The organism is Lishizhenia sp. (genome assembly GCF_057456495.1).
Map to the genome: position 1 here is coordinate 1 of NZ_JBVCPV010000049.1, position 17,433 is coordinate 17,433.

Annotated in this window: 19 protein-coding genes; 10 read left to right on the top strand and 9 right to left on the bottom strand. The window is 38.7% G+C overall.

All coding sequences use genetic code 11. The features are described from left to right. Nucleotides 1-959: hypothetical protein (locus tag AC22ZQ_RS05295; RefSeq protein ID WP_318957741.1), on the bottom strand; the 959-nt coding region annotated here is incomplete at its 3' end. 112 nt (nucleotides 960-1,071) lie between these two features. Here AC22ZQ_RS05295 and AC22ZQ_RS05300 point away from each other — a divergent pair. Next, a complete protein-coding gene (locus AC22ZQ_RS05300) occupies nucleotides 1,072-2,073 on the top strand; it encodes an aspartate-semialdehyde dehydrogenase (RefSeq protein ID WP_318957743.1) in 1,002 nt (333 codons plus the stop codon). 329 nt (nucleotides 2,074-2,402) lie between these two features. Beyond that, nucleotides 2,403-3,188, top strand: coding sequence for a DUF3050 domain-containing protein (locus AC22ZQ_RS05305; RefSeq protein ID WP_318957744.1), 786 nt, complete (start codon nucleotides 2,403-2,405; stop codon nucleotides 3,186-3,188). A 197-nt stretch (nucleotides 3,189-3,385) separates the two neighbouring features. Here AC22ZQ_RS05305 and AC22ZQ_RS05310 read toward each other — a convergent pair whose 3' ends face one another. The 5 genes from AC22ZQ_RS05310 to AC22ZQ_RS05330 all read right to left on the bottom strand — a co-directional run bounded on the left by AC22ZQ_RS05310 (nucleotide 3,386) and on the right by AC22ZQ_RS05330 (nucleotide 6,803). After that, nucleotides 3,386-4,132 (bottom strand): porin family protein, encoded by a 747-nt coding sequence (locus AC22ZQ_RS05310; protein WP_318957745.1) that lies wholly within the window; start codon nucleotides 4,130-4,132, stop codon nucleotides 3,386-3,388. Further along, on the bottom strand, nucleotides 4,129-5,154 hold the full coding sequence (galE, locus tag AC22ZQ_RS05315; RefSeq protein ID WP_318957746.1) for a UDP-glucose 4-epimerase GalE: 1,026 nt from the start codon (nucleotides 5,152-5,154) through the stop codon (nucleotides 4,129-4,131). The genes AC22ZQ_RS05310 and galE overlap by 4 nt, the downstream gene beginning before the upstream one ends. Nucleotides 5,155-5,203: 49 nt before the next feature. After that, a complete protein-coding gene (locus tag AC22ZQ_RS05320; RefSeq protein ID WP_318957747.1) occupies nucleotides 5,204-6,094 on the bottom strand; it encodes a hypothetical protein in 891 nt (296 codons plus the stop codon). A gap of 5 nt (nucleotides 6,095-6,099) precedes the next feature. Continuing rightward, on the bottom strand, nucleotides 6,100-6,465 hold the full coding sequence (locus AC22ZQ_RS05325; protein WP_318957748.1) for a hypothetical protein: 366 nt from the start codon (nucleotides 6,463-6,465) through the stop codon (nucleotides 6,100-6,102). Between the two features lie 98 nt (nucleotides 6,466-6,563). Beyond that, entirely contained in the window at nucleotides 6,564-6,803 is a 240-nt protein-coding gene (locus AC22ZQ_RS05330) for a hypothetical protein (protein ID WP_318957749.1), read from the bottom strand. A 294-nt stretch (nucleotides 6,804-7,097) separates the two neighbouring features. Between AC22ZQ_RS05330 and AC22ZQ_RS05335 the strand changes: the two genes are divergently transcribed. The 8 genes from AC22ZQ_RS05335 (at nucleotide 7,098) to nadD (ending at nucleotide 13,458) form a co-directional block, all read left to right on the top strand. Next, nucleotides 7,098-7,544, top strand: a complete 447-nt coding sequence (locus AC22ZQ_RS05335) for a nucleoside deaminase (protein WP_318957750.1) — start codon at nucleotides 7,098-7,100, stop codon at nucleotides 7,542-7,544. A gap of 86 nt (nucleotides 7,545-7,630) precedes the next feature. Continuing rightward, on the top strand, nucleotides 7,631-8,680 hold the full coding sequence (locus tag AC22ZQ_RS05340; RefSeq protein ID WP_318957751.1) for a M42 family metallopeptidase: 1,050 nt from the start codon (nucleotides 7,631-7,633) through the stop codon (nucleotides 8,678-8,680). Between the two features lie 101 nt (nucleotides 8,681-8,781). Beyond that, on the top strand, nucleotides 8,782-9,636 hold the full coding sequence (locus AC22ZQ_RS05345; protein WP_318957752.1) for a hypothetical protein: 855 nt from the start codon (nucleotides 8,782-8,784) through the stop codon (nucleotides 9,634-9,636). A 320-nt stretch (nucleotides 9,637-9,956) separates the two neighbouring features. Then, nucleotides 9,957-10,313, top strand: a complete 357-nt coding sequence (locus AC22ZQ_RS05350) for an arsenate reductase family protein (protein WP_318957753.1) — start codon at nucleotides 9,957-9,959, stop codon at nucleotides 10,311-10,313. Then, a complete protein-coding gene (locus tag AC22ZQ_RS05355; RefSeq protein ID WP_318957754.1) occupies nucleotides 10,310-11,290 on the top strand; it encodes a DMT family transporter in 981 nt (326 codons plus the stop codon). The genes AC22ZQ_RS05350 and AC22ZQ_RS05355 overlap by 4 nt, the downstream gene beginning before the upstream one ends. A gap of 27 nt (nucleotides 11,291-11,317) precedes the next feature. Continuing rightward, on the top strand, nucleotides 11,318-12,175 hold the full coding sequence (locus tag AC22ZQ_RS05360) for a YicC/YloC family endoribonuclease (protein ID WP_318957755.1): 858 nt from the start codon (nucleotides 11,318-11,320) through the stop codon (nucleotides 12,173-12,175). A gap of 104 nt (nucleotides 12,176-12,279) precedes the next feature. Further along, entirely contained in the window at nucleotides 12,280-12,852 is a 573-nt protein-coding gene (gene gmk, locus AC22ZQ_RS05365; RefSeq protein WP_318957756.1) for a guanylate kinase, read from the top strand. A gap of 3 nt (nucleotides 12,853-12,855) precedes the next feature. Continuing rightward, complete coding sequence (nadD, locus tag AC22ZQ_RS05370) at nucleotides 12,856-13,458, top strand: nicotinate (nicotinamide) nucleotide adenylyltransferase (protein WP_318957757.1); 603 nt, start codon at nucleotides 12,856-12,858, stop codon at nucleotides 13,456-13,458. A 210-nt stretch (nucleotides 13,459-13,668) separates the two neighbouring features. On the opposite strand, the gene AC22ZQ_RS05375 is transcribed toward nadD, so the two are convergent. The 3 genes from AC22ZQ_RS05375 to AC22ZQ_RS05385 all read right to left on the bottom strand — a co-directional run. After that, the gene (locus AC22ZQ_RS05375; protein WP_318957758.1) at nucleotides 13,669-14,133 is read right to left on the bottom strand and encodes a hypothetical protein; all 465 of its coding nucleotides are present in this window, start codon (nucleotides 14,131-14,133) and stop codon (nucleotides 13,669-13,671) included. Between the two features lie 12 nt (nucleotides 14,134-14,145). Continuing rightward, a complete protein-coding gene (locus AC22ZQ_RS05380; protein ID WP_318957759.1) occupies nucleotides 14,146-14,559 on the bottom strand; it encodes a hypothetical protein in 414 nt (137 codons plus the stop codon). A 131-nt stretch (nucleotides 14,560-14,690) separates the two neighbouring features. Further along, the coding region (locus AC22ZQ_RS05385; protein ID WP_318957760.1) for a M1 family metallopeptidase at nucleotides 14,691-17,433 on the bottom strand (2,743 nt) is incomplete at its 5' end.

Sequence of the window (17,433 nt, forward strand, 5' to 3'; positions counted from 1 at the left end):
CCGGGTAAAACTTCTTCTCCAAAGATTACATGCGTTGTAAAACTAGTATCCCCAGTATTCATTAACGCATCATTGAAACCACTTAACTCAAATTCGTACAGACTATCATTAACAAGAGGGTAGCTAAAATTAAATAACAACTGTTTTGGACTATCTCCATACTTCACAGTATGTTCTAAAAAGGTTCCACTGGAGGTCTGAAGCTGAACATTATCTAAAGAATTAGAATCTATCTGCTCATCAAAATGAACCAAAAGTTTATTCGAATTGATGAGCGTTATTTGATTGATTTCAGGAGCAAAGCTGTCTACAGGAATATTACCTACAAACAATTCATCGAAGTAAAACTTAGTTGCATTAGAACTCGTGTATTGATAATACAAACCAAAATAATTGCCGGGGAGAAGCATATTCACTATTGCACTATCTACAGTTAAAAAGGATGCTTGTTGCGTATCGAAAATTTCCATGCGCCATAAACTGGTGCTATCCACACTTATCCTCAAGTGAATATCGAAAGAAGAATTGATCAAATTTGGTGGCCCCGTCAACAACTCGCTAATAGTAACGGATTGATGCATCAAGCGAATTGCATCGCCACTTCCCGATTCCCCAAACTGCAGGTACAAGCCCTCTGAATTACTTGACAAACTGCTGTCTGGACTCGCCAAATAAACTCGGGCAAAATTTCCGCTGGAAGGACTAAAATTTAGACGAAGTTGAAATTCCCAGACTTTCCAGTTTAGATTATTGATGTTGTGCGCCCGACAAAGCGTGGCAGTACCTGCTTGATTGTCGTTCAGTTGCAACTGTTCCAAGGAATTAATCGTAAATTTACTGCTGTCTCCCCTCCATCCAGAAGTTTGAAAAACAAAATCACTGTTAAATTTTTCCGTAATTTGTGAAATTACAACATTAACCGTGAAAATTAGTGATAAAGCTAGGGTTGATGTTTTCATGGTGGTAGTTTAGAACCTTAAAGTTAGTACATTTGCCCCGAAATTTAATGGAGGTCAGGCAGTTTTAACCCTGCGAGAAGACGCAAGTAGAACAATTTTTAAGAGAGATAAAATGAAAGTAGCAGTTGTTGGTGTAACAGGTATGGTAGGTCAAGTAATGTTAAAAGTATTGGCCGAGCAAAATTTCCCAATCACTACGTTGATTCCTGTGGCATCTGAAAGATCTGTAGGAAAAGAAATAGCTTTTGGTGGAAATACTTACCAAGTAGTTGGTTTAGAAACTGCTGTAGAAATGGTTCCAGATGTTGCCATTTTTAGTGCAGGTGGAGAAACAAGTTTAGCTTGGGCACCTAAGTTTGCTGAGGTAGGTACGGTTGTTATCGACAACTCTTCTGCTTGGCGTATGGACCCAACCAAAAAATTGGTCATTCCAGAAATTAACGGAGACAGTATCACAGCAGAAGATAAAATTATCGCAAACCCGAACTGTAGCACCATTCAAATGTTAATGGCTTTAGCACCTTTGCATAAGGCCTACGGAATTAAGCGTGTAGTAGTTTCTACTTACCAGTCTATCTCTGGAACAGGAGTAGCTGCAGTAGATCAAATGATGAGAGAACGTAACGGTGAGCAAGGAGAAATGGCCTACCCTTACCCTATCGATCAAAACTGTTTGCCGCATTGTGATTCTTTCTTAGACAATGGATATACGAAAGAAGAAATGAAGTTGACCAACGAAACAAAGAAAATCTTGGACAACAACATTAATGTTACCGCAACTGCAGTAAGAGTTCCTGTACAAGGTGGTCACTCAGAAGCAATCAACGTTGAATTTGAAAATGATTTCGATTTAGCTGAGGTTCGTAAAATGTTACACGAAACAGAAGGGGTAACGTTACAAGATTCTCCAGAAACAAACACTTACCCTATGCCTTTATATGCAGCAGGTAAAGATGATGTTTTCGTTGGACGTATCCGTAGAGATGAATCGCAAGCCAATACTTTAAACATGTGGTGTGTGGCAGATAACCTTAGAAAAGGTGCAGCTACCAATGCCGTTCAAATTGCTAAAAAATTAATTGCAAATAATATTCTTACCGTAGAAATGGCGTAAATACCGTAAGATTTTGTTCATAAATGAAAAAAGGGGGTACTAAGGTATTCCCTTTTTTTTATGGCTACCTCCCCTCCCAAAGGTACTTGGGGCGGGGTCCCGTCATCCGTTGCAACGCTTCGCCCAGTTGGCAATTTAACGGACTTGGCCCAGTAGCTTCTTGGGTCGCTCCTGCCCCAAAGCGTTGCATGGCAAACTGTGCTGCAGGGTTTTCACTACTACCGGTGGTAGAATTCCAAACTTTTCAATTTATGTCACATCCAAAAGCTTAATGTTTTCGTAGTTCTCTTGAAGAAAGATTATTTTTGCACCCTGTAAAATTGTAGTACATGCATTTAGAAAGAATTGAAAGTAGCATAGCCCCTTTGGTGGAACAATTGCGTAAGCACGAACTTTACGCCAATCTCAAGAACATAGAAGACATCCAGCTCTTTATGGAAGAACACGTCTATGCGGTTTGGGATTTTATGTCACTTCTAAAAGCATTGCAACAAAGTTTAACCTGTACTACTACACCATGGGTGCCCGTAGCCAATCCAAAAATTGCGCGCTTCATCAATGAAATTGTTCATGGAGAAGAAAGTGATTTAAACGAACTGAATGAGCCTAAGAGTCATTACGAAATGTATTTAGACGCTATGGAGCAAGTAGGTGCTAACAGCACCCATATTACACAATTTGTAGCTGCCGTACAAGCAGGAGCTACCGTAGCTCAAGCCTTAGAAGAACTTCCGATTTCTGCTTCTACTAAAGCCTTTGTAAACTATACCTTTTCTTTGTTAGAAGAGGGAAAAGCGCATAAAATAGCATCTGCTTTTACTTTTGGTAGAGAAGATGTTATCCCTGATATGTTTATTGCCATAGTTAAAGAGGCTGAAGACAATGAAGGAAAAGATGCTTACAACAAACTGACGTATTATTTAGAGCGTCACATAGAACTTGATGGCGATGAGCATGGACCACTCTCTTTAGAAATGATAACTGAATTGTGTGGAAACGATGAACAAAAATGGCAAGAGGTGGAGCAAATAGCACAGGAAGCTCTTACACAGCGTATCGCCTTATGGGATGGTATTAACGCCAAAATAGAAGCGCATAAAGCAGTTATGGCTTAAACGGCTAACAATAGCAATACATACCCCGCATCCCCAAGGTTCTTGGGGAGAGTAGCAATGGATAGCGTGTTAAAGCAGCCACAAAAAAACGGAGAACTGAAAACAATCCTCCGTTAAACCCAAAATTCTTATGAAACCTAATGTCAACTTGTGCTGACGATTAGTGTATAACTAAATCCGTGCCAAGTTCTTATTCTTTAAAACAAGGCTATGCTTATACCCGCCGTAATTGGCGAAAGCTTTACGCTATTTTCATGTGTAAATAAATCTGTAAAATAATAGGCTGCGTAAACACTCCAATTTCTGATTCCAACACGCGCCGTAAGTCCGTATCTCAAAGGATTTCTATCTGGAAAATTGTAATTTTTAAACTTGTAATTTTTCCCTTCAATATTTTCTTTAGTCTTAGTATACGCATTTAACTGATAACCTATTTTACCCCCCACAAAAAACTTAAAGTGCTGGTATCCTTTGGTTCTAAAACGCAATTCCACAGGGATTTCAATATAATTGGCATTGAACTTACTCCAAACAATGTCTTGCTGTAAAGCCAAAGAATAGGTAGAAGTAGAACCCTCGGTATAATCACTGTTAAACCCAATTTTTGTTCTGTTGTTATAATGACTAAAAGCCACACCCCAACCTAGTCCAACAGTATTTGCTTTGGTAAAAGGAATGTCAAACATCACATTGACATTAAAACCAATCGAGCTCCATGGGCTATTTAAAGGAGAAAGATCACCTTGCCAATCGTTGTAGAGTACATCTACCACCAACCTATCGTATTTACGCAGTTTCGTGGTATCGTAATTACTAAAGCCACTGTAAAACCACATCACGCCAGGTCTGTGACGCGAAACTAATCCTTGTTCCTCTTCTAAGTATTGCGCTTTGAGTCCGCCACACAACACCAACACACTTACAATTGCAAGAAAATATCTCAAAAACTATCTTTCATTTGTTCCCAGTTCCAAGCCGTTTCTATGGCGTAAGCAACATCATGTTTTGCTTCCCATTTTAAAGCATCTCTAGCTTTGTCAACTTTAGCGAAAATTTGAGGTACATCCCCCGCTCTTCTTGGTCCGTATTTAAAAGGAATTTCTTTTCCCGTTACCTTCGCAAAGAGGTCTATGCATGCTTTTACACTTGTCCCAACACCTGTACCTACATTAAATACATCGTAGAACTCATCCTTTTGACCTTCTAAATAATCAAAGGCAGCCACATGCGCTTCTGCCAAATCTACAACGTGAATGTAATCGCGTAAACAAGTGCCATCTTCGGTATCGTAATCATTACCAAAAACAGTAAGTTCTTTTCTTAAACCATGCGCTGTTTGGGTAATGTAAGGCATTAAATTATTTGGAATTCCTTGAGGCTCTTCACCAATCAAACCAGTTGGATGTGCTCCCACAGGATTGAAATAACGCAAGGCAACCACTTTAAAACTAGGACTTCCTTTATATACGTCATTCAAAATTTGCTCACACAACAATTTTGTTGCACCATAAGGAGATGCAGGTGGAGCCAAAGGAGTTTGTTCTGTAACGATAGGATTTTCAGGTTCACCATACACCGTACAGCTACTCGAAAAAACAATGTTCTTAATTTCAAACTGTTTCATGAAATTAAGGATGGACAATAAACTAGTAAGGTTATTATCATAATATTTCAAAGGATCTTGTACCGACTCCCCCACAGCTTTATCTGCAGCAAAGTGAATCACTCCCCAAAATTTATAGTTTTGACCTAATTTTTCAAGAAGAGCGGCATCCTGACAATTACCTTCAACAACTTCTATTTTACGATCTGCAATTTGCTCCAAGCGATTCGGAACATCTCTTTTTGCATTTCTGTAATCGTCTAAAATTACCGGTTCATACCCATTATTAATTAGGGCTAAAACGGTGTGAGAACCAATATAACCAGCTCCTCCAGTTACTAAAACGTACTTCTTTTCGGTCATAAAACCAAAAGTAATAAAAATAGAAACCAGAAGAGGTGTTATGTTTACTTTATTGCACTACAATGGGCTTCACACCACGTATCCCCATATCCACTAAAGAATCACCGTCTAAGGGTTCAAAAATGTTATTTTGTGCGGCATCGTACCACTCTATACTTTTGTTGGTGCTAAAAGAAACATCCACAATTACATCTTCTGTTTCGTTTCCTGTAATCACCAAATCTTGCTCAAAGTCACCCGTTAAAACACAACTTCCCGGAGGAATAGGAGAAGTCGCTGCCAAAGGATTAGGAACCGTAATTTGTCCAGATTCTCCTGTGCTCACAATTGGATTCTGAATCACACTATTGGGATGGATTTCTAAAGCCCAATACCCTTGTAGTTTATTTGAATTTACCGTTTCTGTTTGCGTTTTAATCACATGCTCTGTAATGTAGGTGTTGAAACCTAAGAAGCATGCTAATGTAGCCGTTGCATCAATTCCATTGGCCCTAAATTCTATATCTGCATTTTGGTAACTTACCGATACACGTATCCATTCGTAGGTATCTGCTTTAACATCAGCGATAGGAATCTCAGCCAAAATCTCGCCATCATTGACACGTATTGCTTTGTCGTAATCTATCGCATTATCTCCACCCGTTGTTGTTTGCGCCCCAGTGTAGCAGACTTCACCATCTTGTAGTTGCGTGTAAGCATTTTGTGCCAACTCTATGTAGTGTATGGAGAAAGCATTGTAGCTAGGATCTTGCGCTCCATGGTTAGCAGGCACGGGTGCAGGATTTCCAAGATTATCTGTTCGTTCCTGATTGGGGTCTAACTTCAAGCGAAATACTAGTTTTGGAGCATCCGTATCTTGCGGTGTATCATCCTTTACATCTTCTTTCTTACAAGCCAATAAGCTCAATGCAAGAAAACCAAAAATCAATTTATTTTTCATAGGTTCTAGTTTAGCTCAACTTCCATTTGAACAATTTGCACTTGGTTATCATAAGAATGCTTGTAGCCCAAATCATAAACCATTACATAGCGCGATCCATCAGGAGCGTTGAAATTATGGGTATGGTAATCGGTTGAGAACCCTTGCTTTTCGAGAACCTCTAGCTTAACGGGAGAAGATCTGTAAATATCAAAGGTTTGATTTAAAACGGAATAATTGCGTTGTAATTGTCTATTCAAGGCTGTAAAGAGTGCGTTCTTCTCTTTGTTGCGTTGATTGTGAAATTGATTTTTACAGGAAGAAGAACAAAATTTCTTGTTGGACCTTCCCTTGAATTCTTCATTGCAATTTTCACAGATTACTGCTTTCATAAGTTTGTCAGTTTTAGCGAATAAAATAATTAATACATAATTCTTTAAGGTTTAGTTATTCAATGAAAGTTAAGGATAGAATAGTAGCGCGATTTATGCTAATCTTCCCATTTACAAAGCGTACGACTGTAGGTATTTCTGGCCTTTGCCAAACTTACCGCAATAATGTCGTGTGTGCAGGCGTTCAATCCGCGGCACGACTTCTTTAAATGATAACGTTTGGCACTCGTACTCTTACAAATGTACACTTGACTTTGTACTGCTGTGTTGGGTAATTCCTTCTCTTGAAAAGAAGAAAAAAACACAAGGCAAGAAGTAAGTAGTAATGTTTTCAACATGAATAGCGCGTTTCCTACAAATCTAACTAATTTTTTTTATGCAAAAAAAAGCAAGATACCTTCTTCAATTTCAACCCTTCAATTTTCACCACTTCCCTCTAAAATAAGTATCTTCACAGCTCCAATGGATTTACAAAAACACAGACATTACAAGAAGAGCTATAAACTCTTTATCCGCTATTTCATTTATGGCGTTGTGTTGCTAATGCTCTTGTATTTAATCCGTTCGAAAATGGACAGCGTCCCCAAAGAAAACGCTCCCCAAGAAATAGAACATTTTAGTATAGAAACCCCATGATAGATCCCTACAACGACGAATATTTTATGAAACAGGCCTTAGCCGAGGCGCACAAAGCTTTTGACCGTGATGAAATTCCGGTGGGTGCTGTAGTTGTAGCCAATAAACAAGTTATTGCTAGGAGTCATAATTTAAGTGAAGTACTTAATGATGTAACTGCCCATGCAGAAATGCAAGCCATAACCGCAGCTGCCAATCATTTGGGGGGAAAGTACCTCATTGACTGCACGCTCTACGTTACCCTAGAACCTTGCGTAATGTGTGCTGGAGCTTTGTCGTGGGCTCAAATAAGTAATATCGTATATGGAGCGAGTGATGAAAAACGTGGAGCTGGTAGGTTTGACACATCCCTTTATCATCCTAAAACTAAAATAACTGGTGGAATTATGGCCGAGGAATGTGGTGAAATTATGCAACGTTTTTTTGCCAATAAGCGCAAATAGCCTTTGTTCCTCTCTAAGCCTCACCTTATCAAAAAGAAACAAGCAAAATAAATAGGAACATTAACTTTAATGTCAAATAGAAAAACATGAGTTTTAACATAGATTTATTGAAACGCGTTTGTGAAGCACCTGGGGCTCCAGGGTTTGAGCAACGCATTAGAGAAGTTGTCTTAGCAGAAATTAAAGACTTGGTTGACGAGGTAGAGCTCGACAACATGGGTAACGTTTATGCCATTAAACGCGGAAAAAGCGATAAGCGCGTAATGGTAGGTGCTCACATGGATGAAATCGGATTTATTGTTACACACATAGATGATAATGGATTTATTCGCTTCCATACTTTAGGAGGTTTTGACCCTAAAACGTTAACCGCACAACGTGTTATTATTCATGGAAAAGAAGATGTAATGGGAGTGATGGCTTCAAAACCCATCCACGTAATGACAGCCGAAGAAAGAACCAAAGTTTCGAAAATCACCGACTATTTCATCGACACAGGTCTTCCCAAAGAAGAAGTTGAGCAACTCATTAAAGTAGGTGATCCTATTACACGTGAACGCGGACTCATAGAAATGGGGAATTGTGTAAACTGTAAATCTCTAGATAACCGTTTGGCCGTTTTCATTCTTATCGAGACCTTGAAATATTTGAAAGACAAAGAAATTCCGTACGATTTCTACGGTGTATTTACCGTACAAGAAGAAGTAGGGATTAGAGGAGCGAATGTTGCAGCTATGCGCATCAACCCTGATTTTGGGTTTGGTTTAGATACGACCATCGCTTACGATTTACCGGGAGCACAAGCACACGAAAAAATCACTTCTTTAGGAGAAGGAACGGCCATTAAGATTATGGACTCTTCAACAATTTGTGATTACCGTATGGTTGAGTTTATGAAGAAAACAGCCAACAACCACAGCATTAAATGGCAGCCAGAAATCTTAACAGGTGGAGGAACAGATACGGCGGGTATCCAACGTATGACAGAAGGAGGATCTATTGCGGGAGCAGTGAGCATACCAACACGTCACTTACACCAAGTAATAGAAATGGCACATAAAGAAGACATTACTAACTCCATTGAATTACTCTCAAAGTGTATCCAAGAAATTGATACGCACGATTGGAGCTTCTAATCATTATTGTAAAGCCAGAAGAATTATTTTTTCTGGCTTTTTTAACATTTCAACTTAAAATATAATCACCCATGAAGCGTTTTGCTTCAAACTAAAAAATCATGAAAACTATCCAATTAATGATCTTGGGACTGTGTTTACCTTTTTTGGGTAAGGCCCAAACAACAACACCTGCATTACGCATCAATGAAGCATACATGTCCCTAGGAGGTCAAGGTGCATTTAGTCCTGGCCTTTCCCAGCAAACCTATGAGAAATTAGCACCGAACTCATCTTTACTCCTCAACAATTACGGAAACTATTATTACTATTCAGGATCCGCGAACTATAAATTAGGGGTAGGTCTACAGTTCAGAGACAAAACAAAAACAGGTTTTAGAAAGCATATTGAACTACGCGTTGGGCTTTCTTATAACAGTTACAGAGGCTATAATTCTTATAGAAGTTCGTACGAAAAAACTCCTTACGACACCCTGGTTTCTCAACAAACAGGACAAGAATACTATATCGACTCCATCTATACTGAATATTCAAGCATCAACCATAATTTTGACATGCTGTCTATTGATGCTTCTCTTATTTTCAGAACAAACGCAGAAGCAAGATGGTCTTTATACGGTGGAATCGGGGCAACTTATGGAACCTCTTTGTATAGCCGAACCAATGTAAACAGCGGAGAATATGGATACACCGTGGGTGCTCAAACCGGAAGTTCTTACAGCTGGAACTCTAGTAACAATAAAAACGAGAGTTACAGAAATGAGGCAAATACAGCGTTTACCGTGTACGTTCCAGTTGGACTAGATTTCAGAATTGCCAACAATAATGAATTCTTTAAAAATCTGCATTTATACACAGAACTTACCCCCAACTTTACGTTACAGAACATCGGTGGCTTTGAAACCATGAAGTCTCCAGGTTTAGGAATGAATTTCGGTGCTTACTACAGGTTTTAATCCTTATCCCAAATAATTAGAAAGGCTGTCTTACAAAAGGCGGCCTTTTTTACATGCTATTTTTTGAATTCCTGTTGGCAAACGGCCAGGCTATCCTTCCAACTTCACTCCTAACCGCTAAGTTTTCCCAAAGCCTATAGGGCTTCTTTAAGTCGCCGCTATATACTTGGTAAATCTAAGCGCTTCGTGCGTTCACTTTTCATCCTATCCTTGTTTGTATCACCTCGGAATTGTACTCAAGTTAACCAACTCTCCCTCTCTCTACCATACGCGCAGTCAATACTGTTTTTCTCTTATCTTTGCCCCTTCAAGAAAAGGCTATGAAAAAAATATATCATTTATCATCGTGCAACACTTGTCAACGCATCATTAAGGAGTTAGAATTACAAGGTGACGTTGAATTACAAGACATTAAACAAGAAAACATAGACGAAGCTACCTTAGACATGATCAAAGAAAAAGTAGGTTCTTACGAGGGTATGTTTAGTAAACGTGCTATGAAGTACAGATCTATGGGCTTAAATGAAATGAACTTAACGGAAGCCGACTACAAAAAATACATGTTAGAAGAATATACTTTCTTGAAGCGTCCTTTCATCATTTTGGAAGACGAAGTATTTGTAGGAAATTCTAAGAAGGTAGTAGAAGCTGCCAAAAAAGCTTACCAAGGAGCGTGAGAAATGTAATTATTGCCCACTTGGCCCTTTTTGCTGTAAATATGATTTACGGTGCCAACTACATTTTGGCCAAAGACGTCATGCCCAACTATTTAGGTCCAAATGCATTTATTTTTATGCGCGTGGCCGGGGCTTCATTGTTGTTTTGGATCATTCTCTTGTTCCAAAAACGAGAAAAAATTGAGCGTAAAGATTGGTTAAAGATTGCCGCTTGTGGTTTGTTTGGTATTGCCATGAACCAACTTTTCTTTTTCAACGGTTTAAGTCTTACTTCGGGTATAAATGCGTCTATTATCATGACTTCCACACCCATCATTGTTGCTGTTTTGGCCTTCTTTATTCGTAAGGAAGCCTTGAGTAAGATGAAGGTTTCTGGAATTGTCATTGGAGCAATTGGTGCCATAAGTTTAACCCTTGCGGGTAGTAACCCTGCTGTTGATTCTGCTTTGGGCGACCTTTTTATTTTCGTTAATGCAGCCAGTTATAGTGTTTACCTTATTTTGGCGAAATCCCTGATGGAGAAATACAAACCCTTGACTGTTCTTACCTATGTGATGACCTTCGGTTTGTTCCTCATTACCTTATTCCCCTTAACGATTCCTGAATTAATGGATACAGATTTTGCCAGCTTTACAGGCCCCATTATTGGGAAGGTAATTTTCGTAATTGTAGGGGTTACCTTTATTGCTTACCTTTTTAACATCTTTGCATTACAACACGTGAGTCCAACAGTTTCTGGATCTTACATATATTTACAACCTATACTGGCTATTTTCTTTGCCTTCTTCTTTTTCTACATCGGTATTTCTGATGATGATTCTGGAAGTGTTTCTTTAGAAAAAGTGCTGTATATGTTATTGGTATTTGCGGGAGTTTTTATTACTTCACGTTCTACCTATCTGGAAAACAAAAAACGCAAAGCTTTGGCCCGCAATGAGGCGAAAGATGCACAAACTATTAATACTGTTGATCAGTAAAATTAAGATTAGATTATGCTTCAATCCATGACAGGCTACGGAAAGGCCACAGGAAATTATAAGGATAAAAAAATTGTTGTTGAAGTTCGCTCTTTGAACAGCAAAAACTTGGATTTAATGGCGCGTATTGCACCACTTTACAAACCGCTCGAATTAGAGTTGCGTAAAAAAGTGGGACAAGTTTTAGACCGCGGTAAAACGGAGTTGAGCATTAACATAGAAAACACGGGTGCCACAGCCAACTATGTAATTAACCAAGAACTGGCCAAAGCCTATTACAAAGATCTAAAGCAGTTGTCTTCTGATTTAGAAGAGGAGCAAGATCTTTTGCCTATGGTATTGCGCATGCCAGAAATCTACATCAACCAAACAGAAGAGTTGACCGAAGAGGAAAGCAACTTCTTGATGGGATTGTTGGAAGAGGCTTTGCAGAAATTATTAGATTTTAGAAAACAGGAAGGAGTTTCTTTAAGTCAAGATTTCACAGATAGAATTACGACGATTAAAACCTTGTTAGACGAGGTTCCAAAATACGAAGAGTTACGTATAGACATCATCAAAGAGCGCATGCGCAAAGGCTTTGAAGAGAATAACAATCAGAGTATTGATGAAAACAGATTCGAGCAAGAATTAATCTATTACATTGAGAAGTTAGATGTTTCTGAAGAGAAAGTTAGATTGGCCAATCACTTGGATTACTTCATTGAAACGATGAACAATTCAGATAAACCTGTGGGTAAAAAATTAGGATTCATCTCTCAAGAAATCGGTAGAGAAATCAATACACTTGGAAGTAAATCTTACCATGTTGACTTACAAAAGATCGTGGTTAACATGAAGGATAATTTAGAGAAGATTAAAGAACAAGTATTAAACACACTTTAAATTAAGAATTCCTCTCGACTCCGCTCGAGAACCGCTTATAAAATTAAATACTCTACCCCCTTGATAAAAATCGTTTATCAAGTAGAGTTATGAAATTTAAGACCATGAACAAAGAAGGAAAATGCATCATATTCTCTGCGCCATCTGGGGCAGGGAAAACGACCATAGTACAACATTTATTAAAACAAGATTTAGGTTTGTCTTTTTCTATTTCGGCATGTTCTAGAGATCCTAGACCCAACGAAGTAGACGGGAAAGACTACCACTTTTTAGGTTTGGAGAAATTTCAACAGGAGATTTTAAACAATGCCTTTTTAGAGTGGGAAGAAGTTTACACCAACAATTACTACGGAACACTAAAAAGCGAAATTGAACGCATTTGGAACGAAGGGAAAACTGTAATTTTTGATGTGGATGTTATTGGTGGACTCAACCTTAAGAAATACTTTGGAGACAAAGCTTTGGCCATCTTCGTACAACCCCCTTCTTACGATGAGTTAGAAAAGCGTTTACGCTACAGAAGCACAGAAAGTGAAGACAAGATTAACCAACGTATGTCTAAGGCAAGAGAAGAGCTTTCTTTCGCCCCTCAATTCGATCATATATTAGTGAACGACAACCTTGAGCACGCTTTAGAAGAAGCTGAAAAATTGGTGGGAACATTCATCAAAGCATAAGATATGAAAGTAGGATTGTATTTCGGAAGTTTTAACCCCATACACATTGGTCATTTAATCATTGCCAACCACATGGTTGACACAACAGATATGGATCAAGTATGGATGGTTGTATCGCCGCACAATCCACTTAAAAAGAAAAAGAGTTTATTAGAAGATTATCATCGATTGGCCTTGGTGAACGAGGCCATTGAGGATAACCTGAACCTAAGAGCATCTGATATAGAGTTTAAACTCGAACAACCTTCCTACACGGCAAATACCTTAGCCTACCTTAAAGAAAAGCACCCTAAGCATCAATTTGTACTTATCATGGGGGAAGACAATTTGCGCACCTTCCACAAATGGAAGAATTACGAGCAAATTTTAGAACGCTACGAAATCTATGTGTATCCGCGCGTGGTTACCGTACAAGAAATGGAAAAAGGTACGATAGAACACAACGCCTTACAAGACCATCCTCACGTACATTTTTGCGGAGATGCCCCTTTGATGAAAATCAGCAGCAGCTACATACGTAAAGCCATTAAGCTTGGGAGAGATGTACGTTATCTACTCCCCAAACCGGTGCTCAAGTACATCGACGAGATGAATTTTTATCGATAAACTGTTAGACTTTTAGATCGAAAGATTATTTAAGGTTTGATAGCTGGACACAAGTATGTCTTTTTTCAAACAAGGATAGGATGGAAAGTGCGAGTGGTAAAGGCTTAGCATAACAAGCTTAAAGCGGCGACTCAAAGAAGCCTCTTTAAGGGCGAGTTATTCTTAGCCTTTAGTAGCAAACTTGGAAGGATAGCCTGGCCGTTTGCCTAATTACCTTATCACCATTACAAAAAACATTAACACAACAGAAGTGCAAATTAGAATGGCCTGTACCAAGAATAAAGCATTCATACTTTTTACAGCTGCCACCAATTTGCGTTGCTCTTTATTATTCATCGCCAATTTTATACGCGTAGAAAACTTGTTATACAACAAGAACATATAAATGTAAATGGCTAGAACGATGGCACCGACAGATAACTGCGGAACTCTTCTTGCAATAACATCTGTTAATGTATAGTTAGCTTGACCGGGCAACGCAAGAAAGCTATTGTTCAACCTGTCTAAAGTCGTAAAAAGATCGACGACTAAGGACAACAAATAAAGTCCGGCAATTAGCAGCATAAAAACACCTAAAAAACGCGACCATTTTCCCGTAGACAATAAGATTCCTTCTGTTTTGTCTGTAATATTTAAAAGTGGGCTTTGCTCTTGTTGAGTAGCAGAATTTTCCATTAGATTGTAGGTTTAATAGTTGAAAAAGAAGTAGGTAAACACCAAGAATAAGATAGACAAAGTACAGATTATTATGATTCCTTGCAGCTTAAAAAATTGGCGCAAATTGTCGAGAGCTAAATCCAGTTCTTTTTGTTGTTCTTTTGCCAACGCCAATTTCATTTTGTTTGCGGCTGTATTGAGGTAATGAAAAAACATGTAATACAAGAAAAAGATGACTAAGGCCACCATGACACCGATAAAAATGCCCAGAAAATCGAAATCTGAAAATATAAATAAACATAAGACGGCGTAAAGACTGGCAACAACTAAAAAAGTAATACCCAAAAATTTGCTGTTATTAATCAGCTTAAAAAGGACTTTTCTCAGGTCGTAATTTACCGCTATACCCTCTGAGTGGTCATCATCTAATATATCTTTTTCCATGTGTAGTGATTGAGTTAGAGCCAACAATATACATATTCTCTTATAAATGTTGGAAGCAGCTGTTGAACTTTTGATACAAAAAAACTCCGCCCCATAGTCTGAGGCGGAGTAAATCAACAAAAGGTGTTGAATTATTTATCTAATATCTGCTCGATTAAACCAGCATTGGTTAAGTTGAGTTTTAAAGAGAATTTTATGCTTTGTGCGTAATTTGCTTGTTGTAAATTGTTGCTTTGCACGATTGGGAAATAGATGCCGAAAACATCTCCCATACGAATTCCTAAACCTAAATCGTATACTTCTTGTTGTACACCGTTATTTGAAATAGTACCGTAATCTGCAAACACTCCTACAAGGTGTGTTAAGACGGGTAATGGTGCATAGAAATTGATTGCCGCCATACTTTCGTTGGCTGCTAATCCACTTGCTGAACCAAAGTTCCCCATATCATTATTGTGCTGATTGGCCCACATTCCGCTCACTTCATTTCTACCGAAGTAATACTCTTCCATAAACAAATCTTGTCCTCCTGTTCTACCAGAAACGGGTGCAGCATATCTGTTGGCATTGTAGGCACTATTTACGTTGTAAATAAAGTTGTTTAAGGCAAAGGCGCGTACTTCAATGTAGTTTCTTTTCTTTTTAATGTAGTAATTCCACTTGTACTTCAATTCTACCGAAGCTCTTGCCATTTCATCGTTAAGGTTCGATTGTATGTAACTCGCTCTGGCATTGGCCACAAACAAGTGATTTGGACGTTTGTACGTGTACTTGTAATCTGCAAAGGCCCCGATTTCTTCTATGTTCGTAGCTGTTCTACGCGTCATTTTATACAAACCTTGCAACAACAAACGGTTGTGGTGCTTACTTTGCGGCCCTCTTTTACCTAATGTTAAATTCAAATAAGGGTTTAAGGCGTAGTAGTTCGCATTGTTTCTACTTAATGAATCTACATCTTTAAAAGTCTTCATAGATAAACCAGCTTTCCCTAAACGTACCACATTGGAAGGTCTAAAAGTATAGATCAACTCTCCCATTCCACTTAGGTTTTGTCGACCAATAGAATACATAGGGGTCAATAAGAAAGTAAACTTATTGGGCACTACCTGGAAATTATGCAAGCTGGCCCCTATCATGAACTTATCACTGGTATTGAAACCAATAGCAGGTGTCCAAGCTAGGTTACTCTCTTCTCTCCTATTGGCTGTAAACAAAGGATTGATTTTAAGTGGTTCAACTCTATTGATAAGCCAGTCTTTCTTCCAAGAGTTGTTGGTTCTATTCATCTCTGGAACTTGTGTATGGATATCTACCACCACTTCTGCAGCTTCTGTATTCTCAAAAGTTACACTTTCTTTCCTATCTTCTGATGTTGCCCATTTGGTTAAAGTATCTCCCTCTGGTGTGATAACTTGAACAGGAATTGGTCCGTGAATATGTCCTTTGTGCTTTACAACAACCTCCGTATTACCATCTTTAGTTTTCACACGCTTCAACTTGTAATCTATAGCATCAGCAGTTTTAATGATATCTTCGAAAACCCATCCAAAATCTTCTCCCGTTGCAGTTTCAAAACAAGCGCGTAAATCTTCAGGCTGTGGGTGTTTAAACTTCCATTTTTGATAATACGATTGCATAATCGCATCGAACTTTTCTTCGCCTAAGTATTCTTTTAAATAATCGAACACCAGACCTGTTTTTTGATAGACGATTACTCCGTAATTCACAGAAGCAAATTCATCAGAATGCAAATCCATTGGTTGATCTAAGCCCAACGCTTGGACAGTTCTAAACATTACATCGTTCTGGTCGTGGTAATCACAACCGTGGAATCTGAATTTTCCATTTAAAAGATTATCTGCTAAACGTGTATTGTTTGGATATTTGGTTTGAATGTAGCGCACCTCGTTCAATGTATTTAAACCTTCATCCATCCATGGGTGCGTGCGTTCGTTAGATCCTAATATTCCATAGAACCAATTGTGCCCAACCTCGTGAACAATCACGACTTCCAAGGCTTCTTTATTTCCAGTATTTCCAATAACGGTAACGTTAGGGTATTCCATCCCTCCACCAGCTGCAATAGTTCCGTCTACCGCAGTTACTTGGTTGTACGGGTAATCTCCATTCCACAAAGAATAGTAGTAGGTTCCATCGTTGATATACTCAATGGCATCTTCCCATAGCATTCTATTTTTTGGCGTAAACATGGCATAAGTAGTTACCTTTCTTTTGGAATGCGGCAACTCTACTTCTCCTTGCAACACTTCAAATCTTTTGTCGGCAAACCAAGCGAAGTCATGTACCTTCGATTGTTTATAAGTCAACGTTTTATACTCCTTAGAAGAAGCTGGAAAATCTGTACTCGCCTCTTGCTTAAAAGAAGCGTCTTTGAATTGTTGTAAGGTAGAATCTGCCTTTGCTTTCAACCAAGCTTTTTCTGCAGGATTTTGTAAATCTCCTGTTGCTCCAACTACGTAGTTCTTGGGAAGGGTTATACTTACTTCAAAAGACCCGTATTCTGAGTAGAATTCTCCTTGGTTCAAATAAGGCATGGCGTGCCATCCATCTTTGTCGTACACTGCTGGTTTTGGGTACCATTGTGTAATCATATAGGATTCTCCTACGTGCCCTAAACGCGAATATTTAGCATCTGGCAATTTTACTTTGAAGGGCGTAGAAATAATTACTTTTTCTCCTGGTAACAACGCTTCATTTAAAGTCAAGGTAGCCACGTCTATGTGTTCTTCATCATAGGTTAACACAAGGGCTTCTCCGTTTGCTTTAAAGTCTAATGAATCTATCCATCCTCTATCTTTTTCATCCGCGAAGATGAGTCCGTTATTTTCTCTCCTTTGCTTTTGCTTTGCCAAA